Consider the following 11839-nt stretch of genomic DNA (forward strand, 5'->3'; position numbering starts at 1 on the left):
GCGGCATGTCACAAGTGCGCTGGCATCCGCGCCTATCTGGAGGAAGCATGGACGAACTACTGGACGCGGGGGCGGCCTCGATCGCGAGCGCGGTGCGTACCCGCAAGGTGTCTCCCGTCGAGGTGCTCGATGCGACGCTGTCGCGGATCGAGCGGATCAACCCGCTGCTCAACGCCGTCACCTTCGTCGCGTACGACGAGGCGAAGTCCCGCGCCGTCGAACTGGAGCGCCGGATCGGAGCCGGCGAGGATGTCGGCGTCCTGGCGGGCGTTCCGACGCTGATGAAGGACCTCTTCGGCCACAAGCCCGGCTGGCCGGCGACCCTGGGGCAGGTCCCCGGGCTGGTCGGTCGCAAGGCGACGGGCTGGAGCGTCTTCCCGTCGCGGATGGAGGCGGCCGGCGCGATCGTGGTGGGTCAGACGAACAGTCCCGTCTTCGGCTTCCGTGGCACCACGGACAACGCGGTGAGCGGCCCGACGAGGAACCCCCACGACCTGGACCGCAACGCGGGCGGGTCCTCCGGGGGCAGCGCGGCCGCGGTCGCGGGCGGCGTGGTCCCGGTGGCGGGGGCCACCGACGGCGGTGGCTCGATCCGGATCCCGGCGGCCTGGTGCGGAGCGGTCGGCTTCCAGCCCTCCGCGGGCACGATCCCCTTCGTCAACCGCCCGAACGCCTTCGGGCACGGGCTCTTCCTGTACGAGGGACCGATCACCCGCAGCACCGAGGACTGCGCGCTGGCCCTGTCGGCGATGGCGGGGCCTGACGTCCGGGATCCGCTGAGTGTCGGCGCGCCGCGACCTCGCTTCACCGACTGCCTGGGGGAGCGGTCGCTGCGGGGGGTCCGGATCGGCTTCACGCCGGACTTCGGCATCTTCCCCGTCGAACGCGAGATCGTGCGGACCTTCCACGAGGCCGTCCGCGTCCTCGAGTCCCTGGGTGCGGAGGTCGAGGAGGTGACGTTCGACTGGAGGCACAGCCACACCGAGCTCACCGAGACCTGGTGCCGGACCACGGCGGTCGGTGCCTACGAGGGGATCCGTCAGCTCCTCGACGAGGGATACGAATGGGACACCCTCGGGCCGCTGCCCACACAGCTGACCGAGCGGGTGCTGCGGGTGCCCGAGCTCGGCGTCGACAGCCAGATCGAGGACGCGCGGACCCGCACCCGCGTCTACGACGAGATGCTCGGGGCCTTCGCGACGTACGACCTCGTCGTCTCGCCGACGGTGGCCGCGATGCCCGTGCCGAACAGCGATGACGGCGACACGGTGGGGCCGTCCAGCATCGAGGGCGAATCGGTCGACCCGCTGATCGGCTGGTGCATGACCTATCTGACCAACTTCACGGGCAACCCCAGCGCATCCGTGCCGATGGGCACCGTCGGCGGTCTGCCGGTGGGCCTGCAGGTCATGGGCCCGCGGTACGGCGACGCCGAGGTGCTCCGGGCGATCTCGGCCTTCGAGCTGGCCCGGCCCTGGCCGCGCGTGACGGTTCCCATCCCACTTCGCAAGGAGACCAGGCCATGACCCTTCCCGCCTCCGGGATCACCGACGTGATCTCCTCCGCCGAGCACGATCACTCGGTGCTCTCCGACGAGTACGAGAACTCGCCCGTCCCGGCCGCCGCGCGACGGTCCCTGATCTCGAACGTGCTGGTGTGGATGGGCTTCCCGATGATCCTCACCTGCGCCGTGTCGGGCGGTCTGATCGTCGCGGCACTCGGCCTGGCCCAAGGAGCCCTGGCTATCGCGGTGGGCAACGTGGTCCTGTTCGCCTACACCGGACTGATCGGGATCGTGTCGACGCGGCACGGCCTGAACTTCCGTCTCCAGTCGGCCTTGACCTTCGGGAAGGACGGCTCCACGATCATCACCGGGGCCATGGCGACGATCGTGGTGGGGTGGTTCGCCGTCCAGGTGGCCTTGACCGGCGAGAGCATGGCGGCGGCCTTCGACATCGACGTCGTCGTCGTGACGCTCGTGGCGGGGCTGCTGTACACGGGATTCACGGTCCTCGGTGTCAGGGCGCTGACCCTGATCGGCTACGTGTCGATCCCGCTGTTCCTGATCTTCGGCGTCTGGGCCGCCGTCGAGTCGACAGCCTCCGCCGGCTGGGCGGAGGTCGGCTCCTTCGACGGCAACGGGTCGCTGACGTTCGGCTTCGCCGTCACCATGGTCATCGCCCTGTTCGTGGACGGCGGCACGATGACCGGTGACTTCAACCGCTGGGCGAAGAACACCCGGCACTCCCTGATCTCCACGGGGGGCGCCTTCCTGTTCGCCAACACGGTCTCGATGCTCCTGGGCGGCCTCATCGTCGCGGCCACTGGATCTGCCGACGATGCCAACTTCTTCGGGAGGTTCGCCGACCAGGGCGGTGTCCTCGCGGTGCTGGCGATCCTGCTCCTGTTCCTGAACCTGGGCAGCGTGTGCGCACACAACCTGTACCTCTCCGCGGTCGGGTGGGCGAGCCTGACGCGGCGGAGCATGCGGGTGACCGCCTCCGTCATCGGGGTGCTCGGGATCGCCATCGCGATCTCCGGTGCCTGGAACCACTTCAGTACCTGGCTCTCGCTCCTCGGCGTCCTGGTGCCGTCGTTGGGCGCCGTGATGATCGTCGACCAGCTCGTCGTCCGACGGGTCGGCTGCGAGGTCGTCTCCTCCGGCTACCGGATCCACGCCTTCGCGGGCTGGGCGGCCGGAAGCCTGTGCGCGGGCCTCGCGGAGGCGTTCGCGCCCCAGCTCTCCACGGCGGTGGTGGGCATGGTCGCGGGCGCCGCGGCCTACGGCGTCATCCACCAGGTGTTCTCGCAGCGGCCGGAAGGGCGGTTCCTCGACGCCGAGCAGAAGGTGACATGACGCCACCGGCAGCATGGTCCGTGTCCACCTCCAGCTGCGTAGAGTACGAGCGGCGCACGGAGGTGGACATGGGCAGCGCGTACCCCGCGACTCAGGCGATCGAGGCCGCTTGGCGCGTCCCGGGGATCGTGGCCGGAGTGGCGTCGGCCGCCGATCGGGCCGAGGCGGTGTTCGACGAGTTGCGCCACGTCATCCCCTACGCGGCCATCCAGCTGGCCCGGTGGGACTACGCGAACGACACGCATCGGGTGATCGCGAGCCGGGGCTACTCCGCCGCGGTGCTCGCGTCGCTGCACAGCGAGCGGTACCGCAACGACCGGGTCTGGTCGGTCATCGCGAAGAAGCCCGGCCCGGTCTTCTGGGAGGACTGCCCCTTCGATCGGAAGGGATCGGGCTTCTACTCGACGGTCCTCGAGCCGAACGGGTTCGGCGAAGGCGCGACCATGCTGATGCGCTCCCACGAGGGCGGCTATCTCGGCATGCTCACCGTCAACATCGAGGACACCCGGGCTCCCGTCGAGGGGACCCGATCCCTCCTCGGCGTGGCCGGTGCGGCCCTGCTGCCTCTCGTCGCACCGGACCGGAACGCCCACGCACTGGTGTCGCAGTGCGCGCCCGACGCCGACGCCGTTGCGGTCAAGGACGCGGACGGCGGCTGGCAGCCCCTGCGGGACTGGCCGATGCCGCCGATCGATCTGTTGACGTACGTCGACGAATCACCGTCCCTCCGGCCCCGTGCCCGGTTCCCGTGGTTCGACGAGCGCGAGCACGGCCGCGGGGTCAGTGCGCATGTCCAGCTGCTGCCTACGGGCGATCGCACCTATCCGACGGTGCTGACGCTCCAGACGGCACGGACCCCGTTCGGCCTCACCCGCCGGGAGGTCCAGATACTCTCCCTCGCGGCCGGTGGCCTGTCCAACGCCGACATCGCCACGGCACTGCACCTCAGCACCCGCACGGTGAGCACCCACATGGACCACGTGCTGGGCAAGCTGCAGGTCACGTCGAGGACGGCGGCCGCGATCAAGGCGGTCGACCACGCCCTCTTGTCGTCGCACCCCGGGACGTGCGCGGGCCCGTCGGCAACGGTGCCGACTACGCGGAGGCGCGGCGGGTAACGACCGGTGATGACCGGTGAGCACTCCGACGCCCTGTATAGACCTGCCGAGGACGTGGAGACCTCGCCGTGACGCAGCAGCCGCTCGCGACGCCTCCTCCGCAGGTGGTGGCCTTCGGGACGCTGTCGGTCTCCTTCGACCGGCGCGTGCTCGCGCCGCGGACGTGGACCACGTCCCAGTCACGATGGGCCCGTGAGCTCCTCGACGACGCACCGTCCGGCGCCGTCCTGGAGCTCTGCAGCGGCGTCGCCCACATCGGTCTGCTCGCGGTGCACGGGACCGACCGCCGGTTGGTCTGCGTCGATGCGGATCCGGTGGCGTGCGAGTACGCCGTGGCCAACGCCGCAGCGGCGGGACGGGCCGGGCTCGTCGACGTACGGCAGGAGCCGCTGGGCTCGTTCTCGGCCGACGAGCTGTTCCCCGTGATCATCGCCGATCCTCCGTGGGTGCGTTCCGAGCTCGTCGGCTGCTTCCCCGCGGATCCGGTGGCGGCCATCGACGGCGGTGCCGACGGCCTGGATCTCGCCCGCGCCTGTGTCGCCGTGATCGATCGCTGCCTGCACGCCGAAGGGAGGGCCCTGCTCCAGCTGGGGTCCTACGCCCAGGCCGACCTGCTGCAGGCCGAGCTCCCGGACTCGCTGGTGCTCACCAAGACGCGGGCGGAGCCGGGGCGGGGGCTCGTGGTGAAGCTGGTCCGTCCTGACGCGGCCGAGGAGGTGGACGGTCGGGGCCACCACGCCAGGAGGGGCGACCCCAGCCGGTAGGTGCTTGCCCACCCCGACCAGGGCCTCGCCGACGCGGAGCATCGACTCCGCCTCCACTACCCGTCGGCGCGTCGGTCAGACGGATCCCGGTCGGAACTCCGGTGGGATCTCCGGACGTGAGGGACGTGCCCGGGCGATGCCTCAGCCCTCGACCCGAGCGCCGGCCTGCCGGGCCAGCTCCGGCGCGAGGTCGACCGCCTGGTCGTGCGAGAGGACGACGCCGGTCAAGGTGCCCGCCCAGACCAGCTCGCCGATCTCGGCCGCGCGCAGGTCGAGGGCGCTGACGGACGACTGGTGCACCACCAGCCTGTCGATGCGGCTGCCGGGGAGGGCGACCCGCTTCCCGGTCGCCTCCGACAGGTCGAGCTCGTCGATCTGGGAGTCGGCGACGGTGACGTCGACGAGCTCGGAGCCGCGCAGGTTCACATAGCTGGCCTTGACGCCACGGAGCGCCACGCAGCTCCACGTGGACGTGTAGGACTCGAGCACGCCGATCCTGCCGCCGTCGAAGATCACGTCGCGCCAGCGAGCCCGCCAGCCGCGGAGGCTCACCAGCTCCGGCCGCTCCCAGCACACGTCGCGCAGGGTGGACCGCTGCGCGTCGACGTTCTCGAACCGGGCGCGGGCCACCAGGCACGACCGCAGGGTCGCGTCGGCCAGCGCGAGGAGCGAGCCCGCGGGCTCATCGAAGCGGAGCCCGTCGAGATCGGCGTGGGCGACCAGCTGGTCGGTAGTCCCCGCGGACAGGTCGCCGAGGTCGGGGCGAGGTGCCTGCGGGGCTGGTGAGCGGCTGGTCATTCGACTCCTAGGTGTGTGGGACATCGCGTCAGGAAGGCTGACCGCCAGCCGCCGGGGCGACGTCGATCCGAGCTGAGGTCAGTCCGTCACGGTGCTCGGCCGGGCGCCGTACAGCAGGTCGGCGTACTCCCGGTGCCGGCCGATCCAGCTGGTGATGAAGGGACAGACCACCAGCGCCTTGACGCCGCGGGCGCGCACCTCGTCCAGCGCGGCCCGGGCCAGGGCGCTGCCGACGCCCTGCCCCTCGTAGGCCGGGTCCACCTCGGTGTGGGTGAAGACCATCAGCTCGTCGGTGAGCTGGTACTCGGCCCAGCCGGCCAGCGCGCCGCCGACGTGGGCCTCGAAGCGCTTCCGGTCGGGCTGGTCCGCGATCTCGATGTCGGTCATGGCCGGGCTCCTCGGGTGGCGGCGGATTCGTCGGGGTTCGCCGCCAGCCTCCCAGATCGGCCGCGCCGGGCAGGGTCCGCGTCGCGGCGGACACGTGTTTCTCCGCCCCGGGTTCGCGGGCCCGAGCGGTTGGGTAGGGTCCCTGGGTCAGCTCGGCCGAAGTAGGGGGATGCGGGATCGTGGCGACTGCGTGGGGGATCGCGCCGGTGGAGGGGCGAGGCCGGAGGCTGGTGCCGACGGCGCTGGCGTTGCTCGTCGCCGTGACGTTGCTGGTGGCCGGGCAGGGCACCCTCGTCCCGGCCGACGCGGCAGCGGCGCCTCAGGCCGTGCCTGCGGCCGTCCCGGTGGTCGCGTCGGCCGAGAAGCCCAACCCGCGCTACGTCGTGAAGCCGGGGATCACGTTCAACCACCCGTTCCGCAATGGGAAGCGCGGCAAGATCCACCGCCGGATCGTCAAGGCGCTCAAGAACGCGCCGGCCGGCGCCACCGTGCGGGTGATCACCTGGAACTTCGACTCGCCCTATCTCGCGAGCAAGTTCATCGCCGCCCACCAGCGCGGCGTCTCGGTGCAGATCATCATGTCCCGCGGCCTCGCCCGGTCCCAGGGCGGCAACCCCGCGCGCTCGTACCCGATGATGCTCCGCGCCTTCGCGCAGGGGGACAAGAAGCGTCCGCCGGAGCTGAAGAGCTGGATCCGCACCTGCAAGCAGACCTGCCGCGGCAAGCGCGGCTCGATGCACTCCAAGCTGATGCTGGTCAGCCGCTCCGGTGCCACGAACTGGGTCGTGATGCAGGGCTCCGGCAACTTCACCGGCGCCGCGGCCGTGCAGCAGTTCAACGACTGGACCACCGTCACGGAGAACAAGGCGCTCTACGACGGCTGGATGCAGATGTGGGACCAGGCCACCCAGGACCGGAACTTCCCCGCGATGCGGTTCACCACGGACAACATCACCACGATGTTCGCGCCCCACAAGGGCAACGTCGACCCGGCGCTGAGCGTGCTCAACAAGGTGCAGTGCACGGGTGCCACCAACGTCCCGGGCGGGCGCACCAAGGTGCGGATCGCGAACGCGGTGTGGGGTGAGGAGCGCGGCGCCCGGATCGCCCGGAAGGCCCGGGAGCTCGACCGCGCCGGCTGCGACGTCGAGATCGTGTTCATGATGATGCAGCGCCGGATCCGCGGCATCCTCCGCGGGATGCGGGCCAAGCAGATGGTCTACATCTACGGGGAGGAGGCGGACAAGTTCAAGGACCGCTACGTCCACATGAAGGGCCTCGCCGTCCAGGGCAACGTCGACGGCCGCCCCGACGGCAACGTGGTGCTCTCCAGCAGCGAGAACTGGACCCGGCTCGGCTGGCACTCCGACGAGGAGAACATCATCATCCGCGGCGACGCGGCGATGACGGCCAAGTACGTCAAGCACGTCGACATGATCTACCGCCAGGCGCCACGCACGCTGAGCAACTACGTCAACTCCGCCGATCCGGATCCCGACCCGCGCAAGCGGTACTCGGACAGCGAGTACCTCGGCCCGAAGGAGTACCCGTTCCACGAGCTCGAGGCCGAGCTGTCCTGACCGACTGCGGGGCCCGCTGGCGTGGTCTGGGAGTCTGGGGCCCGTGACGGAAGCAGTCCTCTCGGTGCGTGGGCTCACGCGCTCGTTCGGCGACCACCGCGTGCTCGCCGACCTCGACCTCGACGTACCGGCGGGGTCGGCCGCCGTCCTGGTCGGGCCCAATGGCGCGGGCAAGTCCACGGCACTGCGCTGCATCACCGGCGCCGACCAGGCCGACGGCGGCACCGTGGAGGTGCTGGGGGAGGCCCTGGACGAGCGTTCCGCCACGATCCGGGCCGCGCTGGCCGTGGTGATGGACGACCTCGACTTCTTCCCCGACCTCACCGTGGTCGAGCACCTCGACCTGTTCGCCCGTGCCCACCGCACGGACGACGCGGACGCCGTGGTCGACGACGTGTTGGAGGAGGTCGGGCTCACCGCCCAGTCCGGCCAGCTCCCGACCTCCCTGTCGTCGGGACAGCGGCGCCGGCTCGCCCTGGCCAGCGCCTTCGTCCGGCCCCGGCGGCTGCTCGTGCTCGACGAGCCCGAGCAGCGGCTGGACTCCGACGGCCTCGACTGGCTGGTGACCCGGCTGCTGGCCGAGAAGGCGGCCGGACTGGCGATCCTGCTCGCCAGTCACTCGCCGAGGCTGGTCGAGGCGGTCGCCGACGACGTGGTCAGCCTGGCGCGGCCCGCGTGAGGTGGCCCTGAGGTGCTCGTGACCACCGAGTCGGCCGAGCTGTGGGCCGACGTCCGGCACTGGCGCCGCAGCCGTCGCACCCTCTCCGTCGGCGAGGCGCTGCAGGACCTCTACATCGGGGTGTTCGCGGTGCTGATGCTCGGCTCGATGCTGATCAGCGTCCTGGTGAACCTGGCCGACGTCGGCGACAGGGCCTGTGTCGCGGCCGACTGCGCGGCGGCTCGCTCGCTGCTGCCCTGGCTGGTCGTCGGGACGGTGCTCGCGGTGCTCTGGTCGCTCGCGCGGATGGTGGGGCCGGTGGCGGTCAGCCCCGGTGTGGCCGGCTGGCTGATGCCCGCCCCGGTCGACCGCGGCGAGCTGCTCCGTGGACGTGCCCGTGGGACGACCCTGCTCGCCGCGGCCCTCGTCGCCCCGGTCGCCGCGGGCGCCGCCACCCTGGCCGGGTTCGAGCTCCCGGCGCTGGTGCTGTTCGCGGCGGGCGCGGCCGGCCTGGCGTCGTACGGCGTCGGGGCGCTGGTGCACGCCCAGGCGGTGGACCATCGGCGCCATCCGGCGCTCCTGCTCGGCCCGGTCAGCCTGGTCGCGGTCGCCATCGGCCTGGCCACGATCGCCTTCTCCGCCGAGCCCTCCTTCTCCGCGACGAGCGGGGCCCGGCTGCCCGCGCTGGTCGGGACGCTGCTCCTGTGGGCCGGCGTCGTCGCGGTCCTCGTCCGGGCCCGCGCCCTCACCGCGCGCCTGCGCCGCCGTGACGTGGCGCCCGGTGGCGTGCTCGTCCCGGGACTCGGCGGCGCCCTGGCCACGCTGGACCTGGCGCTGATGTTCGACGTCCTCGTCGCGCACGCGACCAGCCGCCGCGGCACGGTGCGGCCACGTCGCGGCGGACCGCTGGGGCTCGCCGCGCTGGCCTGGCGCGACGTGATCCGCCTGCGCCGGCACCCCGGTCGCCTGCTGCTGCTGGCCGGGTCGCTGCTGGTGCCCTACGCCGTGGCCGCGGTCGGTGGCCGCGTGGTGGTCGTCCTGGTCGAGGTGCTGGTCTGCTTCGTCCTCGTCGTGCCGTTCTTGGTCGCGCTGCGGGTGCTGACCCGGTCGTCGGGGATGGTGCGGATGTTCCCGACGGCACTCGGCCCGACCCGCGCCGCGACGGTCGCGGTCCCCGGCGTCCTGCTGCTCGCGCACGGCCTCCTCAGCGCTCCGGCGCTGGGCCGGACCCTCGACGCGCCGGGGAGTGATCTCGTCCTGCTGGGCGCGGCGTCGGGTCTCGGCGGGCTGGCGGCCGGTGTGCGGTGGGTGACCGGCCGGCCTCCGGACTACGGCCGTCCGCTCGTCTCCACGCCCGCGGGCGGCGTGCCGACGAACCTCTACGGCAGCGCGTTGCGCGGCTTCGACATCGCCGTGCTGACCGCGCTGCCGATGCTGCTGGTCCCGACCGCCGGCGGCGCGCTGGTCAGCGCGCTGCTGTCGGTCGGCGTGATCAGCTATCTGTGTGGGAGGAAGTGACGCGGGACGCGTCTCCCGCCGTGGACTAACCTAGCACTTGCTTGGTATCGGATCTATGATCGTCGCCGGAGTGACGACGAAAGGCGATCCCGTGGCGTACAGCATCGACATGACCGGTCAGGTGGTGCTCGTGACCGGCGGTGGCCGGGGCGTGGGCGACGGCATCGTGCAGGCCTATCTCGAGGCCGGTGCCCACGTGGAGATCTGCGGCCGCAGCACGCCCGAGTCGCTGCGTGAGGTCGACGGCCGCCGGGTGCACTTCTCGCCCGTCGACGTGCGCGAGGCCGACCAGGTCGCGACGTGGGTCGAGGACGTCGTACGACGTCATGGGCGGCTCGACGTCGCCGTCAACAACGCCGGTGGAGCGCCGTACGCGGACTTCGGTGCCGCGTCCCCGCGCTTCCACGCGAAGATCAACGACCTCAATTTCATGTCCGCGGTTTTCGTGGCCCTCGCGGTCCACCCGCATCTGCGGACGGCCGGCGGGTCGATGGTCAACATCACCTCGATCTCCGCCCGGCGACCCAGCCCGGGCACGGCGGTGTACGGCGCCGCGAAGGCGGCGCTCGAGAGCCTCACCACGAGCCTCGGCATCGAGTGGGCGCCGGACGTCCGGGTCAACGCGGTCAGCTGCGGCCTGGTCGAGACGCCCGGCTCCGCCGACCACTACGGCGACGCGGCGCAGTTCGCGCGCGTCGCCGCCACCATCCCGCGGGGTGTGTTCGCCCGTCCGCTCGAGGTGGGCCAGGCCTGCGTGTTCCTGTCCTCGCCGCTCGCCACGCACATCACCGGCGCCGTGCTCAACGTCGACGGCGGGGGCGAGTGGCCCGCCTTCCTCCAGCACACCCCCAACGCCTGACGCCGCCTGACCCCCGACCAACAGGAGCAACCGTGCCCGAAGCAGTCATCGTCTCCGCCGCCCGCTCGCCGATCGGCCGCGCCTACAAGGGCTCGCTGCGCGAGTTGCGCCCCGACGACCTGGCCGCGCAGATGGTCGACGCGGCGCTGTCCGCCGTCCCCGAGCTCGACCGGAGCCAGGTCGAGGACCTGATGCTGGGCTGCGCGCAGCCCGCGGGCGAGCAGGGCTACAACATCGGCCGGATGGTCGCGATGCGCCTCGGTCTCGACGGCGTGCCCGGCACGACCGTGCACCGCTACTGCGCCTCGTCGCTGCAGGCCGCCCGGATGGCGCTGCACGCGATCCGCGCCGGCGAGGGCGACGTCTTCGTCGCGGCCGGTGTCGAGTGCGTCTCCCGCTTCGAGCACGGCAAGGCAGACGGCATGCCCGACACCCGCAACCCGCTGTACGCCGACGCCGCCGCGCGCGCCGCCGCGCGTGCCGCCGCCCGGGAGCCGTGGGTGGACCCGCGCTCGGTCGGCGAGCTGCCCGACGTCTACCTGGCGATGGGCGAGACGGCGGAGAACGTCGCCCGCCATCGCAACGTCTCGCGCGAGGACCAGGACGCCTACGCCGTGCGCAGCCAGAACCTCGCGGAGGCCGCGGCGCAGCGCGGCTTCTGGAAGACCGACATCACGCCGGTCACCCTCGTCGACGGCACGGTCGTCGACACCGACGACGGCCCGCGTGCCGGGGTGACCCTGGAGAAGGTCGCCTCGATGGCGCCCGTCTTCCACCCGGAGGGCACGGTCACCGCGGCCAACTGCTGCCCGCTCAACGACGGCGCCGCCGCGCTCGTCATCATGAGCGACACCCGCGCCGCCCGGCTGGGCATCACGCCGCTGGCCCGCGTCGTCTCCACCGGTGTCTCCGCGCTGAGCCCCGAGATCATGGGCCTGGGCCCGGTCGAGGCCAGCCGCCAGGCGATCGCCCGCGCCGGACTGTCCGTCGGCGACATCGACCTGGTCGAGATGAACGAGGCCTTCGCCGCCCAGGTGCTGCCGTGCGTCGACGAGCTCGGCCTCGACCTGGACCGCGTCAACGTCAACGGCGGGGCGATCGCCCTCGGGCACCCGTTCGGCTCCACCGGTGCCCGGATGGCCACCACGCTGATCCACGGCCTCCAGGAGCGCGACGCCCGGTACGGCCTCGAGACCATGTGCGCCGCCGGCGGACAGGGCATGGCGATGGTGCTCGAACGGCTCGGCTGACGGCGCGCTCGGACCGGCTGCGGAGGCATCGCCTCCGCAGCCGGTCTTTT

At 72.0% G+C, this 11839-nt stretch carries 11 protein-coding genes; 9 read left to right on the forward strand and 2 right to left on the reverse strand.

Annotated features, from left to right (window positions below; genetic code table 11):
* Positions 1 to 47: 47 nt before the first annotated feature.
* The 4 genes from KVF89_RS16025 (at position 48) to KVF89_RS16040 (ending at position 4739) form a co-directional block, all read left to right on the forward strand.
* On the forward strand, positions 48 to 1526 hold the full coding sequence (locus tag KVF89_RS16025; RefSeq protein ID WP_257426991.1) for an amidase: 1479 nt from the start codon (positions 48 to 50) through the stop codon (positions 1524 to 1526).
* Positions 1523 to 2857 (forward strand): cytosine permease, encoded by a 1335-nt coding sequence (locus tag KVF89_RS16030; protein ID WP_257426992.1) that lies wholly within the window; start codon positions 1523 to 1525, stop codon positions 2855 to 2857. The genes KVF89_RS16025 and KVF89_RS16030 overlap by 4 nt, the downstream gene beginning before the upstream one ends.
* A gap of 68 nt (positions 2858 to 2925) precedes the next feature.
* Positions 2926 to 3975: a helix-turn-helix transcriptional regulator gene (locus KVF89_RS16035; protein ID WP_257426994.1), complete on the forward strand. Its 1050-nt coding sequence runs from the start codon at positions 2926 to 2928 to the stop codon at positions 3973 to 3975.
* Positions 3976 to 4043: 68 nt separating this feature from the next.
* A complete protein-coding gene (locus KVF89_RS16040; RefSeq protein WP_257426995.1) occupies positions 4044 to 4739 on the forward strand; it encodes a class I SAM-dependent methyltransferase in 696 nt (231 codons plus the stop codon).
* 141 nt (positions 4740 to 4880) lie between these two features.
* Here KVF89_RS16040 and KVF89_RS16045 read toward each other — a convergent pair whose 3' ends face one another.
* A complete protein-coding gene (locus KVF89_RS16045; protein ID WP_257426997.1) occupies positions 4881 to 5537 on the reverse strand; it encodes a pentapeptide repeat-containing protein in 657 nt (218 codons plus the stop codon).
* 78 nt (positions 5538 to 5615) lie between these two features.
* Positions 5616 to 5924: a GNAT family N-acetyltransferase gene (locus KVF89_RS16050; protein ID WP_372497926.1), complete on the reverse strand. Its 309-nt coding sequence runs from the start codon at positions 5922 to 5924 to the stop codon at positions 5616 to 5618.
* Between the two features lie 179 nt (positions 5925 to 6103).
* Here KVF89_RS16050 and KVF89_RS16055 point away from each other — a divergent pair, with 179 nt between their 5' ends.
* The 5 genes from KVF89_RS16055 to KVF89_RS16075 all read left to right on the forward strand — a co-directional run bounded on the left by KVF89_RS16055 (position 6104) and on the right by KVF89_RS16075 (position 11789).
* Positions 6104 to 7504: a phospholipase D-like domain-containing protein gene (locus tag KVF89_RS16055; protein ID WP_257426999.1), complete on the forward strand. Its 1401-nt coding sequence runs from the start codon at positions 6104 to 6106 to the stop codon at positions 7502 to 7504.
* Positions 7505 to 7547: 43 nt separating this feature from the next.
* Complete coding sequence (locus KVF89_RS16060) at positions 7548 to 8183, forward strand: ABC transporter ATP-binding protein (RefSeq protein WP_257427000.1); 636 nt, start codon at positions 7548 to 7550, stop codon at positions 8181 to 8183.
* A 12-nt stretch (positions 8184 to 8195) separates the two neighbouring features.
* Positions 8196 to 9680, forward strand: coding sequence for a DUF6297 family protein (locus KVF89_RS16065; protein WP_257427001.1), 1485 nt, complete (start codon positions 8196 to 8198; stop codon positions 9678 to 9680).
* A 91-nt stretch (positions 9681 to 9771) separates the two neighbouring features.
* Positions 9772 to 10539: an SDR family oxidoreductase gene (locus tag KVF89_RS16070; protein ID WP_257427003.1), complete on the forward strand. Its 768-nt coding sequence runs from the start codon at positions 9772 to 9774 to the stop codon at positions 10537 to 10539.
* 32 nt (positions 10540 to 10571) lie between these two features.
* Positions 10572 to 11789, forward strand: a complete 1218-nt coding sequence (locus KVF89_RS16075) for an acetyl-CoA C-acetyltransferase (protein ID WP_257427005.1) — start codon at positions 10572 to 10574, stop codon at positions 11787 to 11789.
* Positions 11790 to 11839: the final 50 nt, after the last annotated feature.

Origin of the sequence: Nocardioides carbamazepini, assembly GCF_024614185.1 — a bacterium.
Taxonomy (GTDB): Bacteria; Actinomycetota; Actinomycetes; order Propionibacteriales; family Nocardioidaceae; genus Nocardioides; species Nocardioides carbamazepini.

What these genes read in the sequence shown, in the direction of transcription:
- KVF89_RS16025 (WP_257426991.1), top strand. Translation starts at nt 48, where the DNA reads ATGGACGAACTACTGGACGCGGGGGCGGCCTCGATCGCGAGCGCGGTG.
- KVF89_RS16030 (WP_257426992.1), top strand. Translation starts at nt 1,523, where the DNA reads ATGACCCTTCCCGCCTCCGGGATCACCGACGTGATCTCCTCCGCCGAG.
- KVF89_RS16035 (WP_257426994.1), top strand. Translation starts at nt 2,926, where the DNA reads ATGGGCAGCGCGTACCCCGCGACTCAGGCGATCGAGGCCGCTTGGCGC.
- KVF89_RS16045 (WP_257426997.1), bottom strand. Translation starts at nt 5,537, where the DNA reads ATGACCAGCCGCTCACCAGCCCCGCAGGCACCTCGCCCCGACCTCGGC.
- KVF89_RS16050 (WP_372497926.1), bottom strand. Translation starts at nt 5,924, where the DNA reads ATGACCGACATCGAGATCGCGGACCAGCCCGACCGGAAGCGCTTCGAG.